This is a genomic window from Phenylobacterium sp., assembly GCF_030680185.1.
Classification (GTDB): Bacteria; Pseudomonadota; Alphaproteobacteria; order Caulobacterales; family Caulobacteraceae; genus Phenylobacterium.
In genome coordinates this window covers 157,868-182,425 of the sequence record NZ_JAUXVZ010000030.1, presented here as the reverse complement: position 1 = coordinate 182,425, position 24,558 = coordinate 157,868, and the positions used below count along the sequence as shown (strand labels likewise).

Sequence of the window (24,558 nt, the reverse complement as noted above, 5' to 3'; positions counted from 1 at the left end):
GAGGCGCTAGGCGAGCTCGCGAATGAGGTTTGCGGCCGTCAGGCGCGCGGCCACCGCCGCCACAAGGGCCGCAGCCAGGGGGCAGGGTAGAACGGCCAGCAGATCGCTCCAAGCCACCGGGAGCACCGGCGTCAGCCCCTGACCCCCGCCGGCCAGGCGAAGGCCAGCCCCCAGGGCGGCGGCGGCGGCGGCCCCCACCAGGCCGGCGCCTGCGGCCATGCGGGCGAAGCGGGCCTGAAACAGCCGGGCGATGAAGGCGTCCTCGGCCCCGGTCAGGTGCAGCAGCTCGACCACCTCGCGCCGGGCGGCGAGGCCCGCCCGGGTGGCGAAGGCGACCACGGCGGCGGCGGCGGCCGAGATCAGCAGGAAGACCCCGATCCCCAGCCAGCGCGCGATCGCCGCGCCGCGCTGGATGTCGGCGAGCCAGGTGGTGTGGTCGTCCACCACGGCGTCCAGGCCGCGGGTGCGCAGGGCGCGCTCCAGGGCCTCGGCGGTGGCGGGGGTCTCGCGGCTGAGGGTGACGGCCACCAGGCGCGGCACGGGCAGGTCGGCGAGGTCGGCCACATCCCCGAGCCAGGGGGCGATCAGGGCCTCGGCCTTTTCCCGCTCCAGGGCCCGGGCCTCGGCCACGCCGGGGACGCCGGCCAGGGTCTCGGCGGCGCGGCCGGCGGCGGAATCGGGGGTCTCATTGGCCTTGGGGCGGACGATCACCGTCATCTCGCCGCTGAGCTGGTCCGACCAGCCCCGCGCGGCCCGGTCGGCGGCGATGACCCCCAGGGCGGTCAGGCAGGCCATGAAGCACAGGACGGCGACCACGAAGACCAGGGCGCTGTCGCGGGTGTCCCGCTCAGGCAGGAAGGCGGCGGGGCGCCAGCGGGCGGGATCGAAGATGACGCTCATCCGCCGAAGCCCTGGGGCACGGGACCCATATGGACCAGCCGGCCGTCCTCCAGGTGCAGGATCGGCTTGCCCGACCGGGCCACCAGATCCTGGTCGTGGGTGGCGATCAGCACGGTCGTGCCCAGCCGATTGAGCTCCAGGAACAGGCGAAGGATTCGCAGGCCCATCTCGTGGTCCACATTGCCCGTCGGCTCGTCAGCCAGCAGAATGTCGGGGCGGCCGACCACGGCCCGGGCGATGGCCAGGCGCTGCTTCTCGCCGCCGGCCAGGGTCGGGGGCAGGGCGTGCATCCGGTCCTTGAGACCGACCCAGGTCAGAAGCTCGGCTACGTCCTGGCGATAGGAGTCGGGCTTGGCGCCGGCGATGCGCAGGGGCACGGCGGCGTTGTCGAAGGCGCTCATATGGTCGAGCAGGCGGAACTCCTGGAACACCACCCCGATGCGACGGCGCAGAAAAGGCCGGACATCAAGCGGAGCCTGGGCGACGTTCTGGCCGAACAGGTGCAAGAGTCCCTTGGACGGCTGCGCCGCCAGATAGATGAGCTTGAGCAGAGAGGTCTTGCCCGCACCCGACGGGCCGGTGACGAAATGGAAAGACCCTTGCGGCAAGGAAAAGGTGAGGTCCCGCAGCGTCTCTGGCGCGCGCCCGTACCGCATGGAGACGTCGTCAAAGCGCACGACGGCGTCATCGGCGTCGGTCGCGTCTGCGGCGTACGGGTTTCTGGACATGGAGACCGGAATCGGCGACCTCGATACGGTGGGCTGGAGGGTCCGATACGGCGGCCATGATACTGACCTGTCCAGACTGCTCCACCAGCTATTTCGTGGACGACGCGAAGATTCCCGAGGATGGGCGCGTCGTGAAGTGCGCGAGCTGCGGCCATCGGTGGACGGCGCGCCGCGAGATCGAACTGAACACGGCCCTTCCGGCCGCCCAGATTGAGCCCGCCCCCGCCGATACCCCTACAACCTCCACCGATCAAGCCGACCCCGAAAAGACCGCGGCGGCGGCCGAGGGCGGCGTGGCCCTGCCCAAGGCGTTCCGCGCCAAGGCCGATGACAACCGCCGCCTGCGCGAGGCCGCCGCCACCGGCGTCGTCTGGGCCGGCATGTCGGCGGCCCTGGCCCTGATGATCGCCGTGGCGGTGGTTTTCCGGGTGGATGTGGTCCGCCTGTGGCCCAGCTCGGCCGGCGCCTTCGCCAGCGTCGGCCTGCCGGTCAACAGCATCGGCCTGGCGATCGAGGGGGTCGAGTTCGAACCGGCCCTGCATGACGGCCATGCCGCGCTTTCGGTCTCGGGCATGATCCGCAATATCGAAGACCGCACCATCACCGCCCCGCCGTTGCAGATCCGCCTGCTGGACAAGTCCGGCGCGGCCGTGGCGACCAAGGTCGCCCGGGCCGCCGACCCCAACATTCCGCCGGGCGAGACCCGCCACTTCGCCATCGCCATCATCGACCCCCCCGGCACGGCGGCCGACCTGGAGATCAGCTTCGCCGAACTGCGCGCCGCCGCCGAACCGCCGGCCGAGCCTGCGGCCCTGGATCTGCGCGGCGCGGCCGAGGCCGCCGACCCGGCCATCGAGGCCCGAGAGGTGCTGGACGCCAAGCCCCTGCCGGCCGACGATCACGAGGCGCAGGCCCATCATGACGGCTGAGCGGACCCCGGAGGTCCTGCTGGACGAGGCGGAGGTCGCCCGCCGGGTCGAGGCCCTGGCCCAGCAGATCGCGCCGCGGATCGACGACGACACCGTGGTCATCTGCCTGCTCACCGGCGGCCTGTGGTTCTGCGCCGACCTGACCCGGGCCCTGGCCCGGGCTGGGCGCAATGTACGCTTCGACGCCCTGTGGCTGGCCTCCTATGGCGACGCCCGCGCCAGCCTGGGCCGCTGCGAGGTGCGGGCCGACCTGCAACGCCCCCTGGAGGGGCGCCGCGCCCTGATCGTCGACGACGTGATCGACACCGGCCTGTCCCTGAGCGAGGCCGCCCGTTTGGTGCGGGACTCCGGAGCATCCGAGGTGCTGACCTGCGTCTTCGCCACCAAGCCCTGGCCGACGCCCCGGGCCATCGAGCCGGACTTCGTCGCCTGGACCGCGCCGCCGCGCTTCCTGGTCGGATATGGCATGGACGCCGCTGGCCAGCTGCGCGGCCTGCCCTATGTCGGGGCGCTGGACTGAAGCGCCGACAGCGCGCGGCGCTCAGTCGTCCTTGCTCGGCCTGCCCCGCATGGATTTAAGCCCGCTGCGGCGGGTCTTGCTGTCGAGCCGGCGCAGCTTGGATGCCTTGGTGGGCTTGGTCGGGCGGCGCGCCTTGGGGCGATGCAGCGCCTGACGGATCAGATCGGCCAGCCGCTCGCGGGCCTCCTGCCGGTTCATCTCCAGTGACCGCGAGCCCTGCGAAAAGAGGATCAGCACGTCGTCGTTCGACAGGCGGCTGCCCGACAGCCGCCTCAGCCGGGCCTTCACATCGTCCGCCAGGCTGGACCTGCCAACATCAAAGCGCAGCTCCACGGCGTTGGACGTCTTGTTGACGTGCTGCCCGCCCGGCCCGCTGGCCTTGACCATCCGCTCGGTGAACTCGTCGTCCGCGATGGCGACGGCGTCCGTGATCTTCAGCATCGGGGTCTGGCCGGGTGAAGACCACCGGTTGGATCCGCCCACGCCAGCAGGCCGCGGGAGTCGGTAAGCGCCCGCAGGGGTAGAATGGCGACGATGGCGGTGAGGGGCATGGACCAGGCGCAGCAGACGGCCAGAGGGCGGCCGCACGCCAGTCTAGAGCCTTGGCCGCTCCGCGCCAGATGGCAAGCCGCGGCCGGGCCTGTTGGACGTGTCGGAAGGCGCGAGGTTTAAACCGCGCGCACCACTTCTGGCCGGATGAACCCCTGCACCTGAGCGTTCAGCGGGCGCGTCCGCCTGGCGACCGTGCCGCCGTTGGAGTTGTCGGTGTCGGAGGTGTTGAACTCGATGGTGTGGAGGTTTGCGCCGGCGACCCGCTCGACGATCCCGACATGGTCCGGCTTGCCGTCCTGATTCCAGTTAAAGACCACGATCCAGCCGGGCCGGGCGGCCAGATTGCCCGTCGCGTCCTGACGCCGGACCCATCGCCGCTTGCCCATGGCGACGTACATCATGTCGATGACCGACGGGGTGGGATAGAAGTGATGGTGGTCGATATCGCCCAGCAGGCTTCGCAGCGAAGAGCGCGACACCGTCACGCCCTTGGCCTTCGCATAGACGCTGGCCGAGGCGTAGGACAGCCCGGCCGCGCAGAAGGGCACAGGCCCCTGGGGTGTGGAGAAGGGCAGGTCGAACAGGCCGAGATAGGCCGTGATCTCACCCCGGTTCTGCGCGCGGCTCTTGCCGACAAAGTCCGTCCCAAGGGTCGTGAGAAGGGTCGGCGCGAAGTCCGAAATCCGGGGCTCAAAGGCCGCCTTGCTCGCTCCCTGGACGTCGCGGAGCAGGGCGACGGGGTTAAAGGTCAGGCTTTCGCTGGCCAGGCGGGCGTCGCCAGACTGCTGTTCCGTCACCAGGCTATCGGCGGGGTCTGGTCCATCTTCCATGTCGACGGGTTGTGCGCGGGCAGGGGCTCCGGCGAGGGCCGCCGCCGTCAGGGCGCCGAGGGCGAGCAGGGACCGGCGTGGCATCGTCGGGGCGGTCATGGTCATGGCGCTTCTCTCAGAAACTTGTGCTGGCCGGCCTAGCTGGCCGATCGGAAGGCGAACTCGTTGGGGCAGCCCTCGAGACGCTCCAGATCCTGCAGGGTCAGGGGGCGGTAGGCGGCGCTCTCGAAGCGGCCGAAGCTCAGGGCCTGCAGCATGAAGCGGCGTTCCTGCAGGCGAAGGGTGGCCTGATCGATGATCTTCAGAGGCACGCCGCCTTCGATCAGCGCGCGGGCGGCGGCTCTCACGACCTCGACGGGCGCGTCAGGATGGCAGGCCAGCCCGTTGGTCACACGCTGGGGTCCGGCCAGCAGCGCCTTGGTGCTCGCATAGGGGGTTCCTGCGGCGTCGAGGGCGGCGATGACCCTGTCGCCGTCGCTGGCCTTCTGGAAGTAGGTCACCTCGTAGCGCGGATCTGGCCAGGCGGCTTCAGGCGGAGTTTCGATCGGCGCCGCGGGCCTCTCGATCCAGCCGGCCCCGGGACTGCGCAGGCGGTCCGGCGCCGTCGGCCGCAGCGCCTGATCGTACTTGAAGACGATATCGCCGCCGCCGCTGACAATTTCGCCAGGCGTCAGGGGCACATGGCCGGCGATGGGCGTCGTCGCCCTGCCGGTGCTGTTGGCGACCTTGTCCCTGAGCCACGCCGCCAGTTCGGCGCCCCGGACCAGACCGTCCCCGTTCAGGTCGGCGAAGCCGGAGACGCCCAGGACGAAGGCCGGGGTGAAGATGCTGGGGCTGGGGGTTTCCTGGTCCGTGGAGCCGGCGGTGATGAAGCTGCGCGTGGGTTTGGCCAGCGCCTCGTAGTCGATCAGACTGATGGCGCGCAGGGGCCGCTCACCCCCCTTCGTGGTGAAGATCGCCGCCGAGTAGCAGGCGTCCACCACGAACAGCAGGTGCAGGGGGCTTGCGCCCCGAGCCAGGGCGATGACCCGTTCGGACGAAAGGCTAAGGGCCGCGGCGTCCTGGCCCGCCAGCGGACTGTCGACGCCCGCATAATAGCCAATGGTCTTGCGGGGTTCGACCCAGCCATGGCCGGTCATGAAGATGATCAGCCGCGCATCGGCCTTGCCGTACGCCTTCAGAAAACGCGCGACCTCCCCCAGTCCTCCGTTTTCACCGCCCCGGGGGTCGCAGACCACGCGGACGTGAAAGCCCTGGGCGACCAGGGTGTCCACCAGGTCCTGGGTCTCGGCCGGCACCGAGCCCAGTCGATCCCAATGCTCATAGGCGCTCGCCGCCAGGATCAGCGCATGGCTTTCGGCGTAGAGCTCCCGCTCGCCAGGACCCGACGCGTAGGTAACCGGTATGGAAAGGGGGCGGCTTTCCCCGAAGTCGCCGCAGGGCTCGGCCGCCGCAGCCAGCGGAACGGCCAAGAGAAGGACCAAGCCGAGACACTTGCGGAAAAACCACATGCACGCCTCCTCGCCGACCGTTAACCCATATTAGAGAACGCCGTTCGGCAAGGCAACGAGATTCACAACCAGAGATCGTGCCGGTTGAAGAACGAGAGGTTTAGGCGAGCGAAGCCCTGCTCACGCGAGCGGCCCTGGGTCTAGCCTTCAACCTTGCAGGCCGGGCAGAGCCCGCGGGCCTCGAGCGTCACGGTGCGCACGGCGTAGCCGGCGGACTCGGCGGCGGCGAACTGGGCCGAGAAGTCGGGTTCGAACTCCTGGGCCGCCCCGCAGCATTCGCAGATCAGGAAGGCCGCCCGGTGGCCGGCGCCTTCCATCTTGCAGGGCACATAGGCGTTCAGGCTTTCGATGCGGTGAGCAAAGCCCAGCCGTTCGAGAAACTCCAGGGCGCGATAGACGGTGGGGGGCTTCGCCGGTTCGCCGTCCTGGCCATAGGCGGCGATCAGGTCATAGGCCTTCATCGGCCCGTCGGACTCCAGAAGCAGTTCGAGAACCCGGCGCCTGGGCGGCGTCAGCCGCTCACGCGTGCGCTCGCACTGCGCCTGGGCGGCGGCGACCGCATCGGCCAGCGCGACCCCTTCGAGGCCCGGATGTGCGCTTTCGGCGTGGTGACAATCGGCTCCCATGCAGATCAGCTAAACATCTCTCTTTTTCGGCGCAACAGGCTTGACGCCTAGTTATGTTATTTCATAACGCTTCGGCTTGGTTTCAAGAACGGGGCGTCCCCATGCGTAAATCCATCCTGCTCGCCTCCGCCGCCCTGCTGGCGGCGGCCGGCCCGGCCTTTGGCCAGACCGCCGCTCGCCCGACCAGCGTATCGGAAGTCGTGGTGACGGCGGCGCCCTATGTGGTCTCCCTCGACTCGGTGACCACCAGCGTCGATGTGATCGATCGCGATGCGCTCGACATGGCCCCGGCGGCCGGGCTCGGCCAGGTGCTCAGCGACCTTCCCGGCGTGCGCTCGAGCTTCTTTGGCCCTGGCGCCAGCCGCCCGGTGATCCGTGGCCTGGCCGGCCCCCGGGTGCTGGTCCTGACCAATGGCGTCGGCATGGTGGACGCCAGCGCCCTGTCGCCCGACCACCAGGTGGCGGTCGATCCCCAGGAGGCCAGGCGGATCGAGGTGCTGCGCGGCTCGGCGGCGCTCGCCTATGGCGGCTCGGCCATCGGCGGGGTGGTCAATGTGATCGACGATCGGATTTCCGAGACGACCGTCGACGGCGTCGAAGGCCGGATCATGGGCGCCCTCTCCAGTGGCGACAGCGGCGAGACAGCCTCGGGCGCGCTCAAGGCCGGCGTCGGCCCCTGGGTGTTCAGCCTCGACGCCCTGCGCCGCCAGAGCGAAGACTACGACGTGCCGACCCTGCCGGAATCCCGACGCCAGCTGGCCGCCGAGGGCGAAGAGTTCCTCGGCAAGCAGGACAGCGTGGTGGAGAACACCGGCGTCGCTCTCGATTCCTATGGGGCCGGCGTCTCCTATGTGGGCGACCGTGGCTTCCTCGGCGTGGCGGTCAAGAAGACTGACACCCGCTATGGGGTGCCGGGCCACGCCCATGAACATGACCACGACGACCACGATCACGACCACGATCACGACCACGATCACGATCACGATCATGACCATGACCATGACGACGAGGATCACGGCGCCGAAGAAGGCGTGCGGATCGATCTGAAGCAGACCCGCTACGATCTGCGCGGGGGCCTCGACCTGGCGCTCGGCCCCTTCGAGAAGGTCCGCTTCTCCGGCGGCTATGCCGACTACGAACATGTGGAGATCGAGGATGGCGAGCCGGCCACCCGTTTCCTGTCCGAGGGCTGGGAGGGCCGGCTGGAGCTGGTTCAGGCCGAGCGTGATGGTTGGCAGGGCGCCGTCGGCGTCCAGGCCCTGACGCGGGACTTCGACGCCCTGGGCGAAGAGGCCTATGTGCCGGCCGTGGAGATCAACGAAGCCGGCGTCTTCACCCTGCAGCGTCTTGACCGTGACGCCTGGGGCCTGGAGGGCGGCCTGCGTTTCGACCGCCGCACCCTGGAGACCGCCGCACAAAAGACCGAGTTCGACAATGTCTCGGCGAGCCTCGGCGCCTTCCTGCGTCCGGCCGAGGGCTGGTTCGCCGGCGTCAGCCTGTCACGGGCCGGCCGGGCGCCGACCGAGGCCGAGCTGTTCGCCGCCGGCCCGCACATCGCCACCCGCGCCTTCGAAGTCGGCGACGTGGGCCTGGACTCCGAAGTGTCCTACGCCGTGGACGCCACCCTGCACTATGACGGCGGACCCTGGGACATGGATCTGCACGCCTTCGCCGTGCGCTATGAAGGCTTCATCGACCTGCGCCCGACCGGCCTTGAGGATGACGAGAGCGGGCTGCCCATCTTCGCCTACCAGCAGACGGACGCCGAGTTCTGGGGCGGCGAGGCCGAGGTCTCCTATCGGCTGTGGGAGGCCGGCGACCGGAGCTTCACCCTGGAAGGCGTCGCCGACTATGTCCGCGGCGACACCGATCTGGGGGCGCCGGCCCGCATCCCGCCATGGTCGGCCACGGCCCGTGGCGTCTTCGAAGGCGGCTGGTGGACCGGCAAGCTTGAGGTGCGCCAGGTGGGCGAGCAGGAGCGGGTCGCCGAGGGCGAGTTGCCGACGGACGGCTACCGGATGATCAACGCCTCCCTGGTGGTCCGTCCCACCGACGGGTTCAAGATCTTTGTCGAAGGCCGCAATCTGAACGACGCCGAGGCCCGCGAGCACGCCTCGTTCCTGAAGGACCTGGCGCCCCTGCCGGGGCGGACCTTCCGCCTGGGGCTGGGCTACAGCTTCTGATCCGAGCCCGGCCAGGCTTGGACAAGGCCGGAAAACGAAAGACCCCCGGAAGCGCGGCTTCCGGGGGTCTTGTTGTCTGCGTCCTCGGCTGAGGAGCGGGTCAGGCTTCCTCGGTCTCGCTGGATGGAGGGGCGGTCTCGCCGCCTTCGCCGCCTTCGAAGCTGCGCGGGGCGCGTCTGCGGCGGGGCTTGCGGACGGGCTCTTCGCCTTCGGCCTTGGGCTCGGCGCTGCGGGGGGCCTGCAGAAAGGCCGGGGCCTCGCTGGCCCCGCCCTCGGCGTCCCGCAGCATCGGGCCATCCGGGGCCGGCGTCTCGGCCACCAGCGGCGCAGCCTGGGGCTCGACCACCGCCAGGGGGTCGCGTTCGGGGCGGTCGCTGCGGTCGGTCCGCTCGCGGCGGTTCTCATCGCGGTCACGCCAGCGTTCGCGGCGGGGCGGACGGTTCTCGTCGCGGCTGCGATCGTCCCGCGCCCGGTCTTCTCTGGGCTGGTCGTCACGCTGGCGATCGTCTCTGGGGCGATCGTCTCTGGGACGATCATCACGGGCGCGGTCGTCTCGCGAACGGTCATCGCGGCGGTTGTCGTCGCGGCGGTTCTGGTCGCGATCACGACCGTTACGGTCGCTGTCGTTGTCAGACTCGTTGTCTGCGCCCTCGGGGGCGTCGGACACCTGCTGCTGGCCGCTCTCGTCCTCGAAGTCGATGTCGAGGCCCGAGCTCACCTGGTCTCGCCCCAGGATCTCGCTGGGCGAGCGCTGGGGCTGCATGGCGCGCAGCAGGCGGAAATAGTGCTCGGCGTGTTGGAGATAGTTCTCCGCCAGAACCCGGTCGCTGGACGACGTCGCGTCGCGCGCGAGTTGCTGGTACTTTTCGAAAACGTGCTGGGCGTTGCCCCGCACCTTGACGCCGTCGGGGCCGTTCGAATCGAAGGCGCGGTTCGCGTTGTGCTGCTGGGGCTTATTCCCGCCGCCTCCGCGATTGCGCCCGCGCTGACGCTTCATGCCCTTGAAATCTCTCATATGCGGTAACCGTCTTGCGCCGCGCCCAGGGCGTACCCTTCAGGGCGTGCGGCTGCGTTAGCCTCATCTCGGGAATGGGCGTAGCGCCCAATGTTCCGTGTTGAAGACGTAAATAATCCCCGTCATCCGCCCGATCTGGGAGCGCCCGTCTGCAACGCGGCGCTTGCCGGAGTGGCCTCTGTCCCGATTTCCGGGGTCCAGCCTGTTTCACCGGCGATTTGGGTGGAGACAATTAGGGATGTAGCGATTCAGGCCGGATTTTCCAAGGCTCTTTTTTCACCCAGCACCACCCGGTCCAGTCCGGCGAGGTCCTGGTTGGTCCGGACGCCATGGGCGCCGGCCTCGCGAAACAGCGCTTCGACCGCAGCCTTTTGATCATAGCCGATTTCGACCGCGAAGCGGCCGCCGGGCTTGAGGACCCGCAGGATTTCCGGCGCCAGGCGACGATAGGCGTCCAGGCCGTCAGGCCCGCCATCCAGAGCCAGGCGGGGCTCGTGCACGCGCACCTCCGGCTCCAGGGTCTCGATCACCTCCGAGGCGATGTAAGGCGGGTTGGCGGTGACGATGTCGAAGCTGGCGTCCGACAGGCCGTCGGCCCAGTCCCCGCGCAGCAGGGCGCAGCGGCCGGCCAGGCCCAGATGGGCGGCGTTGTCCCGGGCCACCGCCAGGGCGTCCTCGGAGACGTCGACCCCCAGACCCCGGGCGTTGGGCCGCTCAGCCAGGATGGCCAGCAGAATGGCGCCGGAGCCGACGCCGAGATCGAGGATCGACACCCGTTCGTCCTCGGTCCCGGCCTTGAGCACGGCGTCGACCACGCATTCGGTGTCCGGCCGCGGTGTCAGGACGTCGGGCGTCACCTGCAGCATGATCTTCCAGAAGCCCTTGCGGCCCAGGATGTGGCTGACCGGCTCACGCCGCGATCGACGGGCCAGGTAGTCCTCCAGGGTGGCTTCCTGTTCGGCCGTCAGGGTCCGGTAGGGATCGGTGACGATATCCAGCCGAGTGGCGTCGGCCGCGGCCTCCACCAGCAGGCGGGCGTCGATGACGGGACCTGCGAGGCCCACAGCCTCGAGCTGCGCCTTGGCCTTGGCCCAGGCCTGCACCAGGGTCAGGCTCACAGCACGCCCGCCCGCGGCGCGGCCGCTGTTTCGTCCTGGGGCTGGCTGCAGGCGTCGCCGGGGGCGACCGCGCCCTCACGGGTGACATGGACATAGACGCCACAGAACATGTGGCCGTAATGCTCGTACAAGGCCTTGGTGATCTCCATGTCGCGCTCTGCGGTGTGCGGATCGACGTCAGGCGCCGCGCAGCGGACGATGGGCTTGAACACCCTGGCCTGCGCCCAACCCACCATCAGGTCGCGTCCTGCCCAATCGTTTTCGGCCCAGGCGGGCCAGCCGTCCACATAGATGTTGGCGCGGAAGCGCAAGGGATCGATCTCGCGGCCCAGCCTCTGCTCCAGGTCGCGGACACTGGCGAGGTTGACGATCGAGACGTCTCCCCGGGGATGATCCATGAACCGGTGGCCCGGCGCCTCCACCACGCGCAGCGGCCCACGGACATCGTCCCCCAGCAGCCGCGTCAGCCAGTCGGCGAAGGCCTGGCGTCCGGCGCTGTCGCCGAGGGGCGCCGTGAGGTCGGGGTGGCCCGGCGCCTCGACATGAAGCACGCCGGAGGTGTCGTCATAGCGGGTGCGGGCGCGGGCCACGGTCGGGATCGCCGCCAGGACGGCGAACTTCTGCTTGGAAATGAAGACCGGCGCCGCCGGGTCGAAGCCCGAGGGGCCGTTTTCGATGGCGAACAGCCGATCGCAAGGGAAGGGCGCGCCGACGCTCAGCTGCGCCCTGTCCAGCTGTTCAGGGGTGAACCCCTTGACGGGGTGCCGATAGAGGGCTGCCACTTGTCCGGTCATGGGCCTTCTGTTGCCGTAAGGTGGCCCGTGTCACAAGGGGAACGGTGTGGGCCGTGAAGGGTTTGATCGGACGTAACATGCCTGCGCCCCGCTCGACCTCTCCTCGTCGCCGTATCGCCGTCGATCTCGCCCGCAAGGGCCTGGTCGCAGCGCCATGGGTGGCGCTGGCTGCGCTCGCCTTCTGGAAGCGGCGGCTGATCGAGCCGCCCCCCGGCATGAGCCGCGCTGGCGCCGCCGACCCGCAACAGATCGAGACCGAGGAGCCCGGCCGGGGGCGCCTGGCCGGTCATCCTCGAGACATTCCGCCCCACGGCTGGAAGGACGTCATCTGGCGCACCCTGGCGGAGATCAATCGGGACCAGCTGCCGCGGGTGGCGGCGGGGGTCACCTTCTACACCCTGCTGGCCATCGTGCCGGCCCTGGCCGTGTTCGTCTCGCTCTATGGCCTGTTCGCCGACATCGGGCAGGTCCAGAGCCAGCTCGCCCAGATGTCGCAGGTGATTCCCGGCGACGTGGTCGACATCGTCGGCGAGCAGATGAAACGCCTGGCGGTGGAGCGGAAGGCCAATCTCAGCCTCGCCTTCGCCTTCAGCCTGCTGCTCTCGGTCTGGACCGCCAGCAACGCCGTGCGCGCCCTCGTGGAGGGGGTGAACATCGCCTATGACGAGAACGAGAAGCGCAACATCGTCCAGCTGATGGCGCTCACCTATGCGGCCACCTTCGCCACCCTGGCCTTCCTCATTCTGGTGACGGGCCTTCTGGTGGCCGCGCCCATCGCGCTCAAGCTTCTTGGCCTCGGGAGTCTGGAGGTGTTCTGGGGGCCGCTGCGGTGGATGATCCTGCTGGCCATCGGCGCCATGGCCTTCACCATTCTCTATCGCTACGGGCCGTGCCGCGCCCTGGCCCGCTGGCGTTGGGTGGCACCTGGGGGCATTTTCGCGTCCGTCGTGTGGATGGGCGGCTCCCTGGGCTTCTCCTGGTACATCAACAACATCGCCCGGTATGACGCCACATACGGCTCCCTGGGGGCCATCATCGGCTTCATGATGTGGATCTGGTTCTCGGTGATGGTCGTGCTGCTGGGCGCCGAGCTGAACGCCGAGATCGAACACCAGACGGCGCTCGATTCGACGACGGGGCCCGAGCAGCCCCTGGGTCAGCGGGGGGCGACCATGGCCGACACCGTGGGCCTGGCCCTGACCACGACGCTGGCCGACGCCGTCGGAGCGGTGCGAAGCCGGGGCGCGAACCTCGCCGCGCGCCTGCGCCGCGCCAAACCGAGCGAACCGGAAGGCTAGATCAGCCGAACTCGTCTTCCAGCGCCGAGAGGCGCGCAGCCTGGTCCTCCGCGATCAGCGGGCCGATGACGTCGTCCAGGGCCTCGCCTTCGATCACCTTGGCGAGATTGTAGAGGGTCAGGTTGATCCGGTGGTCGGTCACCCGGCCTTGCGGGAAGTTGTAGGTGCGGATGCGCTCGGAGCGGTCGCCGGAGCCCACCTGGCTCTTGCGGGCGTCGGCGCGGGCGGTGTCCAGGGCCTCGCGCTGCTGGTCATAGAGCCTGGCCTTCAGCACCTTCAGGGCGCGGGCCCGGTTCTGGTGCTGGGACTTTTCCGACGAGGTCACCACGATGCCCGAGGGCAGGTGGGTGATGCGCACGGCCGAGTCGGTCTTGTTCACATGCTGGCCGCCGGAGCCCGAGGCGCGATAGGTGTCGATCCGCAGATCGGCGTCGTTGATCTCGATCTCGACATCCTCGACCTCGGGCAGGACCGCCACGGTCGCCGCCGAGGTGTGGATGCGCCCGCCGGCCTCGGTCTCGGGCACCCGCTGCACCCGGTGCACGCCGCTCTCGTATTTCAGCCGGCCGAACACCCCGTCGCCGGTGATCGAGGCGATGATTTCCTTGTAGCCGCCGACCTCGCCCTCGGAGACGGAATCGATCTCCACCCGCCAGCCCTGGGTCTGGGCGTAGCGCTGGTACATACGGAAAAGGTCGCCGGCGAACAGGGCCGCCTCGTCGCCGCCGGTGCCGGCCCGCACTTCCAGGATGGCCGAGGCGTTCTCGTCCTTGTCCTTGGGCGCCAGCAGCAGGGCCACCTGGCGCTCCAGCTCCGGCAGACGGGCCTGGAGTTCGGCCAGCTCCTCACGGGCGAGGCCCGCCATCTCCCGGTCGCTGGCCGCGGCCATCTGTTCGAGCTCAGGCGCCTCGGCCCTGGCCTTGACCAGGGTCTCGACGGCCTCGGCCACGGGGCGCAGCTCGGCATGTTCCTTGGAAAGCCGGACGATCTCGGCCCCGTCGGCGGCCGCGCCCATCCGCGCTTCGATCTCGTGGAAGCGGTCGAGCACCTGGTCGAGGCGGGCTTGGGGAAGTCGCACGTTTGATCGTCACCTGAACATCTGGGGACGCCTATCTAGCGTCGCGCGCCGTCCGGGACAAACGTCCCGCGCCGTTCGTCGGCTGGGACCCTATCGGATTGTGAGGAAAGGGGCCGCGCCGGACAGAGGCGCAGCCCCGTCGACCTCTTAGGCGCGGACGCCGGTCATCGGCGCGCTGCCGAAGGCGCCGAGCTTCACCGTGCCGTTCATGGCGTCGCCTTCGACCTTGGCTTCGAACTCCAGGGTCATGGGCATGGGTTGGGTGATCTGGGTCGACCAGGTCAGGGTGTCGCCATTGACCTTACCCTCGACGCTCTGCGTGCCCATCTGGCCCGAGGTGGTGCCGGTGAAGGTGTCACCGCTGGTGGTGATGACGGCGTCGACCGTCTGGGCGCCCATGGGCGTGTTGATGGTGATCTTCCAGTTGCCGTCTGCTGCGGACATGACGTCCTCCCCATTTATGGAGCCGGCACCTAACCAAGCCGGGAGAACCGGCGCAAGCATGACCCTGACGTCAACGGGCGGGGGGGTCGGCTTCCCCCATGGAGATGCCGGCCTGCCTCAGGCGGGCGAGGATCTCGATCAGGCGGCCATAGGTCTCGTTGGCGCCAGACAGCATCTCGGCGCGGGTGAAGATCGCCGAGGGCACCACCAGGCCCATATCCCGGCGCTCGACGACGCCGATATCGATCAGGGCCGCGACATAGGGATCCTGGATATGGCGGGGCAGGCAGAGCCGCTCAGCCAGGTCAGCATCCGTGATCGGGCGGCGCTGGCTGTCGGGGGGAATGTCGTGGAGGGAGGCGTAGCGGTCCGTCGTCCCCCGCAGATGCGCCGTGTTGGCGGTCCAGACGCCGGTGAACACCAGCAGGGAAATCAGATCTCCGCCATGGCGGCGGGCCATGTCGCCGAGCAGGTCGATGAACTCGTAGGCGATCAGGCGGCCGGTCAGGCGACGGTTGTCGGAGGGTGAGGACATAGGCGAAGCAACTCGTGGAACAGGGAACGGCGCGCGGCTATTCGGCGGCGGCCAGTTCCGCCGCCTGGGTGGCGGCGAGCTCGGCGGCGCGAGCTTCGACGAGCTCGACGATGTGATCGACCATGTGATCGTTGTCCATCTTATGGTCGGGCTTGCCGGCCATATAGACCATGCCCGAACCCTTGCCGCCGCCGGTGAAGCCCAGGTCGGTCATCAGGGCCTCTCCAGGGCCGTTCACCACGCAACCGATGATGGACAGGCTCATCGGCGTGGAGATGTGGGCCAGGCGTTCCTCCAGGGCCTCCACCGTCTTGATGACGTTGAAGCCCTGCCGCGCGCAGGACGGGCAGGCGATGATGTTCACGCCCCTGTGGCGCAGGCCCAGGGACTTCAGCATGTCGAAGCCGACCTTGATCTCCTCCACCGGGTCGGCGGCCAGGCTCACCCGGATGGTGTCGCCGATGCCGGCCCAGAGCAGGGAGCCCATGCCGATCGATGACTTGACCGTCCCGGTGCGCAGGGCGCCGGCCTCGGTCACCCCCAGGTGCAACGGGCAGTCGATGGCCTCGGCCAGCATCTGATAGGCGGCCACGGTCATGAAGACGTCCGAGGCCTTCACGCTGATCTTGAACTCGTGGAAGTCGTGGTCCTGGAGGATGCGGGCGTGGCTCAGGGCACTATCGACCATGGCCTGGGGGCAGGGCTCGCCATAGCGTTCCAGAAGTTCGCGCTCCAGCGAGCCGGCGTTGACGCCGATGCGGATGGAGCAGCCATAGTCCTTGGCCGCCTGGATCACTTCACGCACCCGGGCCGGGGAGCCGATATTGCCGGGATTGATCCGCAGGCACGCCGCGCCCGCCTTGGCCGCCTCGATCCCGCGGCGATAGTGGAAGTGGATGTCGGCCACCAGGGGAACCTTGGCCGCCTTGGCGATGGTCGAGAAGGCCGCGGTGGACTCCTCGTCCGGGCAGGACACCCGCACGATGTCGGCGCCGGCCTCTTCCAGCTGGCGAATCTGGTCGATGGTCGCCGCGGCGTCGGCCGTCAGCGTGTTGGTCATCGACTGGACGGTGATCGGGGCGTCGCCGCCCACCTCCACCGAGCCCACGCGAATCTTACGGCTGGCGCGCCGCTCTATCGTGCGCCAGGGGCGGAGATGGGTGTGATCGTGCTGGGTCATGCGACCCTCAAAATAAGCCGTCGCGCGCCGTTTCCCAAGCCGGGAAACATGACGGTTTAATCGCCGAGTCGGCTGAGGGGGGTCTGGGCGGCCGGCAGCAGGCCGCGAGTCTGTCCGTTCACGAACACCTGGAAGGCGGTCGGCTCGGAGACATCGATGACCAGTCCGCGCAGATCTGGCGCGCGGTAGGCTTCGCCGGCCGAGAGCTGGCGGGCGAAATAGACCTCGCCGTCGCCGCTGCGAACGATCAGCGCCGCAGACTCCCGCGCCTGCAGGACGATGGGGGAGGCCGGCGCGGCTGGCGCGCCATAGACCGTCCCGTCGGGGGTGAAGGTGGCCGGCAACTGGCTGAGGTCGGCCTCGGCCTTCGGCCCCCTGGCGATCTCACGGTTCGAGGCGATCACCGCATCGGCCGAACCGCCGGCGGCGGCGGCCACGTCGAGGCCGGGCGTTTCGTAAAGCTGCGGCACGGTCGATTCCACCGGCGGAGGCAGGGGCGCGCCCAGGGACAGCGGACCCTGCGGCTCGGCGCTGGCCGCGATCTCTTCGGGGGTGCTGGCCGGGGCTGTGACCGGGGCGGCGGGCTGCGCCTCGTTGATGCCCCGCTGGGCGAAGTTCCAGACCAGGATGGCGCCGATCACCAGCACGCCGGCCGTGATGGCCAGGCCGAGTCGGCTATCGCCGGTGCGGTGGACGCCCACGGGTTCGCGAAGGGGCTCGTCGCCGGCCGGCTCATCGGCCTTGAAGCGGGTGACGGCGGCTTCGGCCTCAAGGCCCAGCGCCTTGGCGTAGGCCCGCACATAGCCGATGGTGAAGGGGCGTGACGGCAGGTCTTCCAGCCGCATCTCTTCGATGGCGGCCAGATAGGCGCGTCGGATGCGGGTGGAATCAGCGACGTCCTGCAGGGACAGGCCGCGAAATTCCCGGGCCGCCTTGAGGGCGGCGCCAATGTTGGGGCCAGAGTCCAGGGTCGGCATATAGCTTTCAACGGCGCTGAGGGGGTGTGCGCCCTCAAGGCTCGGATTGAAGTCGGTGATCCGCCCAGTGTCGAGCGCCATGGCTGCTCGTCATCCCCGAAAAATAAATGCGGCCAGATAGCCGCCACCCGCCCCGTCCGTTTGACACGGATCTGTTAATTTCTCTTTTCCCATAACACGATAGCCGCAGCCGTTCAACGTCGAGCGAACGTTGATTCCTCACGGTCAAGCTTAGATCGACAGGTAGAGCTTTCGCGCCAGGGTCTCGATTTCGCCCCGCACCGAACCGCCGGTCCCGCGGATCAGGGCGCTGACCCCGCGGTGGGCCGCCTCCCGGTCGCAGGACAGCACCATCTGCTTCACGGGCCCGATTCCGGCCGGCGGCATGGACAGGCGCTCATAGCCCAGGGCGACCAGGGTGAAGGCCTCGAGCGGCCGCCCCGCCATCTCGCCGCAGACCGACACCGGCGTGCCCGTATCGGCGCAGGCCTTCTGGATCTCGGCCAGCACCCGCAGGGCCGGCGGCGACAGCGGATCATAGCGATCGGCCATGCGGGCGTTGCCGCGATCTGCGGCGAACAGGTACTGCAGGAGGTCGTTGGTGCCGACCGACACGAAGTCGGTCATGGGCAGCAGGGCGTCCAGGTGCCAGATCAGGGACGGCGCCTCGATCATGGCCCCGACATCCAGGCGAGCGGGCGCGGGCCGTCCGCGGCGCTGGGCCCAGGCCACCTCGTGATCCACCAGGGCGCGGGCGGCGCGGAACTCGTCCACGCTGGCCACTAGGGGGAACATGATGCGCAGGGCGCGGCCCCGGGCCGCGGCGATCAGGGCGCGCAGCTGCAGGCGCAGCAGGGCCGGGCGATCCAGGCCCATGCGGATGGCCCGCCAACCCAGAGCCGGGTTCTCCTCCCGCTCGGCCTCGAGATAGGGCAGCACCTTGTCGCCGCCGAGGTCCAGGGTGCGGAAGGTCACCGGCAGGCCGCCAGCGGCGTCCAGCACCCGGCTGTAGAGGGCGGTCTGGGCGTTGAAGCGCGGCAGCTCCTCGGCGACCATGAACTGGAATTCGGTGCGGAACAGACCGATCCCCTCGGCCCCGGTGTCGCCCAGGATTTCCAGGTCCACATCCAGGCCGGCGTTCATCAGCAGGGTGACCTTGACCCCGTCGCGAGTGAAGGCTGGGGTGTCGCGCAGCTTGGCGAACTCGGCCCGCCGCTGGGAGCGTACTTCGATCCGTGACCGGATCGCCTGGACCACATCGAGGCGCGGCCGCAGATAGGCCTCGCCGGTCTCCGCGTCGACGATGACCGGGTCGCCCTCGTTCACCCGGTCGCGCAGCCCATCCAGGCGCCCGACACAGGGGATATCCAGGGCGCGGGCGACAATGGCCGCATGGCTGGCGGGCGAGCCCTCCTCGAGCAGCAGCCCTTTCAGCTTGTGGCGGTCATATTCCAGCAGGTCGGCGGGGCCGAGATTTCGCGCGATGAGGATGGCGTCCTCGGGCAGCTCTCGCGCCACATGGCCGTCGCCGGACAGGTGGCGCAGCAGCCGGTCGGCCAGGTCTTCGAAGTCGTGCAGACGCTCGCGCAGATAGGGGTCGCGGGCCTGGCCCAGCCGGGCGCGGTGCTCCGAACGCACGCGCTCGACGGCGGCCTCGGCCGTCAGCCCGTTGCGGACGGCGTCCTCCAGCGAGCGGTTCCACCCCCGGTCGTGGGCGAACATGCGATAGGTGTCGAGCACCTCATAGGAGGCTTCCACCAGGCCGTGCTGGCCCTCCAGCATGTCGTCGAGCTGGGCCTGCAGGCTGGAGATGGCGCTCTTCAGCTTGGCCTCTTCGGCGACCACGTCGTCGGCCAGCAGCTGCGAGGGCGCCACCGGCGGCTCGTGCAGGACGGCAATGCCCAAGGCCAGGCCGTCGGAGAACCGGGCGCCCTTCAGCCGCTCCGAGCGGTGCGGCGCGATCTCGACGCCGGACAGTTCGTCCTCGGAGATCAGTTCGCCGGCGACCATTTCGGCCAGCACCATGGCGATGATCTGGACGTCCTCGACCTCGTCCTCGGTATAGACCCGCTCGGTGCGGTTCTGGACCACCAGGACGCCGATGGCCCGACCCCCGCGCAGCAGCGGGACGCCGAGGAAGGCGTGATAGGGGTCCTCGCCCGTCTCCGGGCGATAGGAGAAGGCCGGATGATTGGGCGCGTCGGCCAGGTTCAGCGGTCGGCCCAGGCGCATGATCTCGCCCACCAGGCCTTCGCCCGGGCGCATGCGCGTCAGATGGACGGCCAGGGGATCGAGGCCCTCGGTGGCGAACAGCTCCATCTCGCCGCCGGCGCGGCGCATATAGAGTGAGCACACCTCGGCGACCATGGAGCGCGCGATGATGCGCACCACCATGTTGAGGCGTTCCTGGGCCGGACCGCCGCGCTGGACCGCCTCGCGAATCTGCCGCAGCAGGCTCCGCTGACCCCGAATGACCGCTCCGGTCATCGCCATCTTGGCTTTGTCTCCTCTCCCTCGTCGTTTCCTAGCAGTATCGCACGTCGGATCGGAGACGGAATCCGATCGTGGGTCCAGGGCCGATCATCGCGTCGCCCGTCCGAGCAGTTCGATCAGTTCACTGGCCTTTCGCCGCTGCTCCTCGGCGTCGCCGCTGACGATGGCGCCTTCGATGCAGTGATCCAGATGGTCCTTCAGCACTTCGGTCTCCACCCGCGCCAGCGCGGCGCGCACCGCCTGCACCTGGGTGAGGATATCGATGCAATAGCGATCCTCCTCGACCATCCGTGAAATCCCCCGCACCTGGCCCTCGATGCGGCTCAGGCGGTTGGCCAGTTTGGACTTGGACTCTGCGTCCTTCATGGGGCGCCTCCGTTGGGAAGGGTCAACATAGCCCACCACGCACAGAGTGGAATGCCCCCGGGGGGTACGTTCGTCGACCGCGCCTAGGAGGCGGCCGCAATCCCTTCGGGCGTCACCAGATAGGCGCAGCGTCGCGCGCCCTGCAGGATGTGGTCGATCCGCTCCACCCGGGCCGGGGCCAGAAGGGTGCGGAACAGGGCCAGCTCCGAGCGGCAGAAGCCCTGGCAGACCTGGGCCGCGGCGCAGATCGGGCAGTGGTTCTCGATCAGCACATAGGTCCCGTCACCGGCCGGGGTCCATTCGGCCATATAGCCCTCGGCGGCGCGCAGGCTCGCCAGGCGCGTGAGGCGGGATTCCAGGTCTTGAGCGCCCTCAAGGGCTGCGGCGTAGGCTTGGCCACTGACCGCCTCGCGCCGGGCGATCAGGCGTTCGAGCCCGGCGGCGCCGAACTCCTCACGCACAGCCTCCAGCAACTCGACGCTGACCTGGGCGTGCGCGTCCGGGAAGCGGGCATGGCCGGCCGCCGTCAGCGCCCAGGTCTGGCGCGGACGGCCCACCCCGCCGCGCTCGGCCTCGCCCTCCACGAGACCGGCGGCGGCTAGCTTCTCCATCTGTTGCCGGGCGGCTTGGCGACTGACGCCAAGCTGCGCGGCCAGGGCTGCCGTGGTCGCTTCGCCGCGGGTCTTGAGCTGCAGAAGGATCTGGTCGGCGGAAGAGGGCATCGGCCTCGCGGAATTTGACAATTATCAGGTTGCGAAATCATCGCGACGCCGATAGCCAGGGTCAAGTCGATTTCGCAATCCAGAGCTTGCTAAAAATGTCGCCCGTCGTCGCCGCCGCTGTTCCTGGGAGTTGGAAGGACGTCCTGGCCGAGGGGCGCCTGGCCCAGTTCATCCTCATCTGCCTGGCGGTCTGGCTGCATGCGGCCGACAGCCTGGTCACCGCGACCATCATGCCCAGCGTCGGGGCCGATCTCGGGGGCTACGCCTATTTTGGCTGGGCCACGGCGGGCTTCCTGCTCGGCTCGGTGGTGGCCGGGGCCAGCGCCGGATGGCTGACCGGACGGGTCGGCCTGCGGCGGGCCTTCGCCTTCTCCGCCGCCCTCTACGCGGCCGGTTGCCTGATGAGCGCCGTGGCGCCGGATATCTGGACCTTCCTGATCGGTCGTCTGGTCCAAGGCGTGGGCGGCGGCTGGCTGGCGGGCTTCGCCTCGGTGGCGGTGGGTCTGCTGTTCCCCGACCGGACCCTGCCTAAGGTCTATGCCGTCATGACCGGGATCTGGGGGATCGCCACACTGATCGGTCCCATGCTGGGGGGCGTCTTCGCCGACGCCGGCCACTGGCGCTGGGCCTTCGGGGCCTTCGTGATCCAGGCCCTGGCTGTGGGGCTTGCCGCCCTCGTCCTGCTGCCGCGGGGCGAGAAAGGACAAGGGGGCGCCATTCCGGCGCGGCAACTGCTGCTGGTGGGCGTCGGGGTCTCGGCCATCGCCGGCGCCGATCTGATGGGCGGCTTCATGCTGGCCCTGGTCCTGGTGAGCGCCGGCCTCGCCATCCTGGTCTACAGCGTGCGGGTGGATGTCCGCGCGCCGGTCCGGCTGCTGCCGGTCAGTTCCGGCGACCTCGGCTCGGTGGCGGGTCTGGGCTTCGCCACCATGTTCCTGATGACCGCGGCCTCCATGGGTTTCACCGTCTATGGCCCGGCCATCCTTCAGGCGACCCGAGGCTATTCGGCTCTGGCCGCCGGCTATGTGATCGGGGTCGAGGCCCTGGCCTGGACGGTGGCGGCCCTGGCGGTCTCCAACCTCACCGGCGTCTGGCGCAGCCGCATGGTCCGCGCCGGCGCCATCTGCGCCACCCTGGGCGTCGCCATGTTCATCTGGGTGCTGACCGACGGGCCGCTGTGGTCGCTGCTGGCGGCGGCCATCCTGTTGGGGGCGGGCTTTGGCCTGTCGTCGGCCTTCATGAACCAGATGGTGCTGGCCGCCCTGCCGGCTGAAGAGCGCGGTCTGGGCGGCGGGGCGATCAATACGGTCCGGTTCACCGGCGCGGCGGCGGGCGCGGCGGTGGCCGGCGCCATCGCCAACCTGACCGGCTTCGGCGAAGGCCTGACCATCGAGACGGCGCGCTCGGCCGCCTATGCGGTCTTCGCCGTCGCAACGCCGGTGGCCGCCCTGGCCATCGTCACGGCCTGGAAGCTGACGCCCAAGGCCGAGGCTGAAGCCTTCGCCTAGAGCTTGTCGAGGCCGTAGGCGGCGTGCAGGGCGCGGACGGCCAGCTCGGTATAGGCCGCGTCGATCAGCACGCTGATCTTGATCTCGCTGGTGGAGATCACCTGGATGTTGACGCCCTTTTCCGCCAGGGCGCCGAACATGGTCTTGGCCACGCCGGCATGACTGCGCATCCCGACCCCGATCACCGAGACCTTGGCCACGTCCTCGTTCACCGCCACGTCGTCGAAGCCGATGGCGCTCTGGGCCTCGCGCATGATGTCGATGGTGCGGGCGGCGTCGCGCTTGCCCACGGTGAACTCCATGTTCGCCGTGTCCTGGGTGCGGGCGTGGCTCTGGACGATCATGTCCACATTCACATTGGCGTCAGCCAGCCGCCCGAAGATCTCCGAGGAGACGCCGGGATGGTCGGGCAGGCCGAAGACGCTGATCTTGGCTTCGTCGCGACTATAGGCGACGCCGCTCACGATGCGCTTTTCCAAGATCTCCTCCTCGTCGCAGACGATGGTGCCCTGGCCGGGCGCCTCTCCGGGTTCTACGAAACTCGATAGCACGCGGACGGGCATGTGCTGGGCCATGGCCAGCTCCACCGAGCGCGTCTGCAGCACCTTGGCGCCGAGCGAGGCCATCTCCAGCATTTCCTCGAAGGAGATCTTGGAGAGCTTGCGGGCCTTGGTCTCGATGCGCGGGTCGGTCGTATAGACCCCGTCCACGTCGGTATAGATGTCGCACCGCTCGGCCTTCAGGGCCGCGGCGATGGCCACGGCGCTGGTGTCGGAGCCGCCGCGGCCCAGGGTGGCGATACGCCCGTCCCGGGTGACGCCCTGGAAGCCGGCGATCACCGCGACTTCGCCGGCGTCCAGCGCGGCGGCCAGCTTTTCGGGCGGAATGTCCTCGATGCGCGCGCGGCCATGGGCGTCGTCGGCGATGATCGGAATCTGCCAGCCGAGCCAGGAGCGAGCCGACAGGCCCATATTGCGCAGAGTCATGGCCAGCAGGCCGGCGGTCACCTGTTCGCCGGAGGCGACCACGGTGTCGTACTCGTCGTCCGAGGGCGCGAGGCCCTGGGCGGCTGCGCCGGCGCCGTCGGTCCAGGCGACCAGCTCATTGGTCTTGCCGGCCATGGCCGAAACCACGACGGCCACGCGATGGCCTGCGGCCACCTCGGCGGCCACGAGGCGTCCCACGCGCCGGATGCGCTCGAGGTCGGCCACCGAAGTGCCGCCAAATTTCATCACAAGACGGGCCACGCCGGATCGACCCCCGCTAAAGAAGGCCGCTCTTCTACCGATGGCCAAGCCGCGCTGCAATGTAACATTCACAGGTCACGATCGCGCGCCGGCGACGACGGCGCCTCGTGACGGCCGGGCGCCTTACGCAAACCTCGCCACACGCTATATGTGACTCATGTCCGCCGCTCCCGATCTCCGCTCCAGCATCGACCCCGACGAAGTCGAGCGCTTTTCCCGCATCGCCGCCGAATGGTGGGATCCGCATGGCAAGTTCGCGCCGCTGCACCGGTTCAACCCGACTCGCCTGACCTTCATCCGCGACAAGGCCCTGGCCCACTTCGGCCGTGATCCCGTGGCGCGGCGTCCGTTCGAGGGGCTGCGCCTGCTGGATATCGGCTGTGGCGGCGGCCTGCTGTCGGAGCCGATGACGCGGCTGGGGTTCGAGGTGACCGGGGTCGACGCCTCTGAACGCAACATCGGCACGGCCAGCACGCACGCCGCCGAGCAGGGCCTGGTCATCGACTACCGCTGCGCCACGGCCGAGCAACTGCTGGCCGAGGCGATCGCGCCCTTCGACGTGATCCTCAACATGGAGGTGATCGAGCACGTGGCCGATCCGAGCGCCTATCTGCGCAGCTGCGCCCAGCTGTTGGCGCCGGGGGGGATCATGATCGTCGCCACCCTGAACCGCACCCTGAAGGCCCTGGCGCTGGCCAAGGTCGGCGCTGAATATGTCCTGCGCTGGCTGCCGGCCGGCACGCACGACTGGCGCAAGTTCCTCAAGCCTGACGAACTCCGCGGCTTCCTGGCCTCAGAGCCCGTGCATGTGGACGGTCCCTATGGCGTGGTCTTCAATCCCCTGACCGGCCAGTGGTCCACCTCTCGCGACAGCGAGGTGAACTACATGATGACGGTGACGCGGCCATCCTCATGACGCGATCTCGGTGACAATCCGACATGTCGGCGAACCGACTCATGGCTTGGGCGTTTCCTCCACCGACATGCACCGGACTGAAGGAAGA

General features: G+C 69.1%; 24 protein-coding genes. 6 read left to right on the top strand and 18 right to left on the bottom strand.

All coding sequences use genetic code 11. The features are described from left to right. Positions 1-6: 6 nt before the first annotated feature. Both Q8L83_RS06740 and ftsE read right to left on the bottom strand, forming a co-directional pair. Positions 7-900, bottom strand: coding sequence for an ABC transporter permease (locus tag Q8L83_RS06740; RefSeq protein WP_305285552.1), 894 nt, complete (start codon positions 898-900; stop codon positions 7-9). Then, positions 897-1,628 (bottom strand): cell division ATP-binding protein FtsE, encoded by a 732-nt coding sequence (gene ftsE / locus Q8L83_RS06735; RefSeq protein WP_305285551.1) that lies wholly within the window; start codon positions 1,626-1,628, stop codon positions 897-899. Before ftsE ends, Q8L83_RS06740 begins: the two co-directional genes overlap by 4 nt. Positions 1,629-1,684: 56 nt before the next feature. Here ftsE and Q8L83_RS06730 point away from each other — a divergent pair, with 56 nt between their 5' ends. Beyond that, positions 1,685-2,557, top strand: a complete 873-nt coding sequence (locus tag Q8L83_RS06730; protein ID WP_305285550.1) for a DUF3426 domain-containing protein — start codon at positions 1,685-1,687, stop codon at positions 2,555-2,557. Continuing rightward, a complete protein-coding gene (locus Q8L83_RS06725; RefSeq protein WP_305285549.1) occupies positions 2,547-3,077 on the top strand; it encodes a phosphoribosyltransferase in 531 nt (176 codons plus the stop codon). The genes Q8L83_RS06730 and Q8L83_RS06725 overlap by 11 nt, the downstream gene beginning before the upstream one ends. Positions 3,078-3,098: 21 nt before the next feature. Here the strand turns inward: Q8L83_RS06725 and arfB are convergent, their stop codons facing one another. The 4 genes from arfB to Q8L83_RS06705 form a co-directional block, all read right to left on the bottom strand. Further along, positions 3,099-3,518, bottom strand: coding sequence for an alternative ribosome rescue aminoacyl-tRNA hydrolase ArfB (gene arfB / locus Q8L83_RS06720; RefSeq protein WP_305285548.1), 420 nt, complete (start codon positions 3,516-3,518; stop codon positions 3,099-3,101). 227 nt (positions 3,519-3,745) lie between these two features. Continuing rightward, positions 3,746-4,564 carry a CHAP domain-containing protein gene (locus Q8L83_RS06715; RefSeq protein WP_305285547.1) on the bottom strand — a complete coding sequence of 273 codons (819 nt, stop codon included), beginning with the start codon at positions 4,562-4,564 and terminating at the stop codon, positions 3,746-3,748. A gap of 32 nt (positions 4,565-4,596) precedes the next feature. Further along, positions 4,597-5,943, bottom strand: a complete 1,347-nt coding sequence (locus Q8L83_RS06710) for a caspase family protein (protein WP_305285546.1) — start codon at positions 5,941-5,943, stop codon at positions 4,597-4,599. A gap of 167 nt (positions 5,944-6,110) precedes the next feature. Beyond that, positions 6,111-6,596 carry a Fur family transcriptional regulator gene (locus tag Q8L83_RS06705; protein ID WP_305285544.1) on the bottom strand — a complete coding sequence of 162 codons (486 nt, stop codon included), beginning with the start codon at positions 6,594-6,596 and terminating at the stop codon, positions 6,111-6,113. A gap of 101 nt (positions 6,597-6,697) precedes the next feature. Between Q8L83_RS06705 and Q8L83_RS06700 the strand changes: the two genes are divergently transcribed. Next, a complete protein-coding gene (locus tag Q8L83_RS06700; RefSeq protein WP_305285543.1) occupies positions 6,698-8,779 on the top strand; it encodes a TonB-dependent receptor in 2,082 nt (693 codons plus the stop codon). A 100-nt stretch (positions 8,780-8,879) separates the two neighbouring features. On the opposite strand, the gene Q8L83_RS06695 is transcribed toward Q8L83_RS06700, so the two are convergent. The 3 genes from Q8L83_RS06695 to Q8L83_RS06685 form a co-directional block, all read right to left on the bottom strand. Next, positions 8,880-9,794 (bottom strand): DUF4167 domain-containing protein, encoded by a 915-nt coding sequence (locus Q8L83_RS06695; protein ID WP_305285542.1) that lies wholly within the window; start codon positions 9,792-9,794, stop codon positions 8,880-8,882. A 248-nt stretch (positions 9,795-10,042) separates the two neighbouring features. Further along, positions 10,043-10,912, bottom strand: coding sequence for a peptide chain release factor N(5)-glutamine methyltransferase (gene prmC, locus Q8L83_RS06690; protein ID WP_305285541.1), 870 nt, complete (start codon positions 10,910-10,912; stop codon positions 10,043-10,045). Next, positions 10,909-11,706, bottom strand: a complete 798-nt coding sequence (locus Q8L83_RS06685) for an MOSC domain-containing protein (RefSeq protein ID WP_305285540.1) — start codon at positions 11,704-11,706, stop codon at positions 10,909-10,911. The genes prmC and Q8L83_RS06685 overlap by 4 nt, the downstream gene beginning before the upstream one ends. A gap of 77 nt (positions 11,707-11,783) precedes the next feature. Here Q8L83_RS06685 and Q8L83_RS06680 point away from each other — a divergent pair, with 77 nt between their 5' ends. Beyond that, positions 11,784-13,004: a YihY/virulence factor BrkB family protein gene (locus tag Q8L83_RS06680; protein WP_305285539.1), complete on the top strand. Its 1,221-nt coding sequence runs from the start codon at positions 11,784-11,786 to the stop codon at positions 13,002-13,004. Between the two features lies 1 nt (position 13,005). On the opposite strand, the gene prfA is transcribed toward Q8L83_RS06680, so the two are convergent. The 8 genes from prfA to Q8L83_RS06640 form a co-directional block, all read right to left on the bottom strand. Next, positions 13,006-14,082, bottom strand: coding sequence for a peptide chain release factor 1 (gene prfA / locus Q8L83_RS06675; protein ID WP_305285538.1), 1,077 nt, complete (start codon positions 14,080-14,082; stop codon positions 13,006-13,008). Positions 14,083-14,229: 147 nt separating this feature from the next. Beyond that, on the bottom strand, positions 14,230-14,526 hold the full coding sequence (locus Q8L83_RS06670; RefSeq protein ID WP_305285537.1) for a hypothetical protein: 297 nt from the start codon (positions 14,524-14,526) through the stop codon (positions 14,230-14,232). Between the two features lie 70 nt (positions 14,527-14,596). Beyond that, on the bottom strand, positions 14,597-15,061 hold the full coding sequence (locus tag Q8L83_RS06665; protein ID WP_305285536.1) for a hypothetical protein: 465 nt from the start codon (positions 15,059-15,061) through the stop codon (positions 14,597-14,599). A gap of 37 nt (positions 15,062-15,098) precedes the next feature. Beyond that, on the bottom strand, positions 15,099-16,241 hold the full coding sequence (gene ispG, locus Q8L83_RS06660) for a flavodoxin-dependent (E)-4-hydroxy-3-methylbut-2-enyl-diphosphate synthase (protein WP_305285535.1): 1,143 nt from the start codon (positions 16,239-16,241) through the stop codon (positions 15,099-15,101). Between the two features lie 56 nt (positions 16,242-16,297). After that, positions 16,298-17,299, bottom strand: a complete 1,002-nt coding sequence (locus tag Q8L83_RS06655; RefSeq protein WP_305285534.1) for a RodZ domain-containing protein — start codon at positions 17,297-17,299, stop codon at positions 16,298-16,300. A gap of 150 nt (positions 17,300-17,449) precedes the next feature. Beyond that, a complete protein-coding gene (gene ptsP, locus Q8L83_RS06650; RefSeq protein WP_305285533.1) occupies positions 17,450-19,711 on the bottom strand; it encodes a phosphoenolpyruvate--protein phosphotransferase in 2,262 nt (753 codons plus the stop codon). A gap of 87 nt (positions 19,712-19,798) precedes the next feature. Next, positions 19,799-20,077 carry a metal-sensitive transcriptional regulator gene (locus Q8L83_RS06645; RefSeq protein WP_305285532.1) on the bottom strand — a complete coding sequence of 93 codons (279 nt, stop codon included), beginning with the start codon at positions 20,075-20,077 and terminating at the stop codon, positions 19,799-19,801. A gap of 83 nt (positions 20,078-20,160) precedes the next feature. Continuing rightward, positions 20,161-20,799 (bottom strand): metalloregulator ArsR/SmtB family transcription factor, encoded by a 639-nt coding sequence (locus tag Q8L83_RS06640; RefSeq protein ID WP_305285531.1) that lies wholly within the window; start codon positions 20,797-20,799, stop codon positions 20,161-20,163. A gap of 95 nt (positions 20,800-20,894) precedes the next feature. On the opposite strand from Q8L83_RS06640, the gene Q8L83_RS06635 reads away from it, so the two are divergent. Beyond that, positions 20,895-22,307, top strand: a complete 1,413-nt coding sequence (locus Q8L83_RS06635; RefSeq protein ID WP_305285530.1) for an MFS transporter — start codon at positions 20,895-20,897, stop codon at positions 22,305-22,307. On the opposite strand, the gene Q8L83_RS06630 is transcribed toward Q8L83_RS06635, so the two are convergent. Continuing rightward, a complete protein-coding gene (locus Q8L83_RS06630; protein WP_305285529.1) occupies positions 22,304-23,554 on the bottom strand; it encodes an aspartate kinase in 1,251 nt (416 codons plus the stop codon). The two genes, Q8L83_RS06635 and Q8L83_RS06630, sit on opposite strands and share 4 nt — an antisense overlap. Positions 23,555-23,711: 157 nt before the next feature. Between Q8L83_RS06630 and ubiG the strand changes: the two genes are divergently transcribed. Continuing rightward, positions 23,712-24,470, top strand: a complete 759-nt coding sequence (ubiG, locus tag Q8L83_RS06625) for a bifunctional 2-polyprenyl-6-hydroxyphenol methylase/3-demethylubiquinol 3-O-methyltransferase UbiG (protein ID WP_305285528.1) — start codon at positions 23,712-23,714, stop codon at positions 24,468-24,470. The last annotated feature ends 88 nt before the right edge of the window (positions 24,471-24,558 follow it).

What these genes read in the sequence shown, in the direction of transcription:
- Q8L83_RS06740 (WP_305285552.1), bottom strand. Translation starts at nt 900, where the DNA reads ATGAGCGTCATCTTCGATCCCGCCCGCTGGCGCCCCGCCGCCTTCCTG.
- ftsE (WP_305285551.1), bottom strand. Translation starts at nt 1,628, where the DNA reads ATGTCCAGAAACCCGTACGCCGCAGACGCGACCGACGCCGATGACGCC.
- Q8L83_RS06730 (WP_305285550.1), top strand. Translation starts at nt 1,685, where the DNA reads ATGATACTGACCTGTCCAGACTGCTCCACCAGCTATTTCGTGGACGAC.
- Q8L83_RS06725 (WP_305285549.1), top strand. Translation starts at nt 2,547, where the DNA reads ATGACGGCTGAGCGGACCCCGGAGGTCCTGCTGGACGAGGCGGAGGTC.
- arfB (WP_305285548.1), bottom strand. Translation starts at nt 3,518, where the DNA reads ATGCTGAAGATCACGGACGCCGTCGCCATCGCGGACGACGAGTTCACC.
- Q8L83_RS06715 (WP_305285547.1), bottom strand. Translation starts at nt 4,564, where the DNA reads ATGACCATGACCGCCCCGACGATGCCACGCCGGTCCCTGCTCGCCCTC.
- Q8L83_RS06705 (WP_305285544.1), bottom strand. Translation starts at nt 6,596, where the DNA reads ATGGGAGCCGATTGTCACCACGCCGAAAGCGCACATCCGGGCCTCGAA.
- Q8L83_RS06700 (WP_305285543.1), top strand. Translation starts at nt 6,698, where the DNA reads ATGCGTAAATCCATCCTGCTCGCCTCCGCCGCCCTGCTGGCGGCGGCC.
- Q8L83_RS06695 (WP_305285542.1), bottom strand. Translation starts at nt 9,794, where the DNA reads ATGAGAGATTTCAAGGGCATGAAGCGTCAGCGCGGGCGCAATCGCGGA.
- Q8L83_RS06685 (WP_305285540.1), bottom strand. Translation starts at nt 11,706, where the DNA reads ATGACCGGACAAGTGGCAGCCCTCTATCGGCACCCCGTCAAGGGGTTC.
- Q8L83_RS06680 (WP_305285539.1), top strand. Translation starts at nt 11,784, where the DNA reads ATGCCTGCGCCCCGCTCGACCTCTCCTCGTCGCCGTATCGCCGTCGAT.
- Q8L83_RS06670 (WP_305285537.1), bottom strand. Translation starts at nt 14,526, where the DNA reads ATGTCCGCAGCAGACGGCAACTGGAAGATCACCATCAACACGCCCATG.
- Q8L83_RS06665 (WP_305285536.1), bottom strand. Translation starts at nt 15,061, where the DNA reads ATGTCCTCACCCTCCGACAACCGTCGCCTGACCGGCCGCCTGATCGCC.
- ispG (WP_305285535.1), bottom strand. Translation starts at nt 16,241, where the DNA reads ATGACCCAGCACGATCACACCCATCTCCGCCCCTGGCGCACGATAGAG.
- Q8L83_RS06655 (WP_305285534.1), bottom strand. Translation starts at nt 17,299, where the DNA reads ATGGCGCTCGACACTGGGCGGATCACCGACTTCAATCCGAGCCTTGAG.
- ptsP (WP_305285533.1), bottom strand. Translation starts at nt 19,711, where the DNA reads ATGGCGATGACCGGAGCGGTCATTCGGGGTCAGCGGAGCCTGCTGCGG.
- Q8L83_RS06645 (WP_305285532.1), bottom strand. Translation starts at nt 20,077, where the DNA reads ATGAAGGACGCAGAGTCCAAGTCCAAACTGGCCAACCGCCTGAGCCGC.
- Q8L83_RS06640 (WP_305285531.1), bottom strand. Translation starts at nt 20,799, where the DNA reads ATGCCCTCTTCCGCCGACCAGATCCTTCTGCAGCTCAAGACCCGCGGC.
- Q8L83_RS06635 (WP_305285530.1), top strand. Translation starts at nt 20,895, where the DNA reads ATGTCGCCCGTCGTCGCCGCCGCTGTTCCTGGGAGTTGGAAGGACGTC.
- ubiG (WP_305285528.1), top strand. Translation starts at nt 23,712, where the DNA reads ATGTCCGCCGCTCCCGATCTCCGCTCCAGCATCGACCCCGACGAAGTC.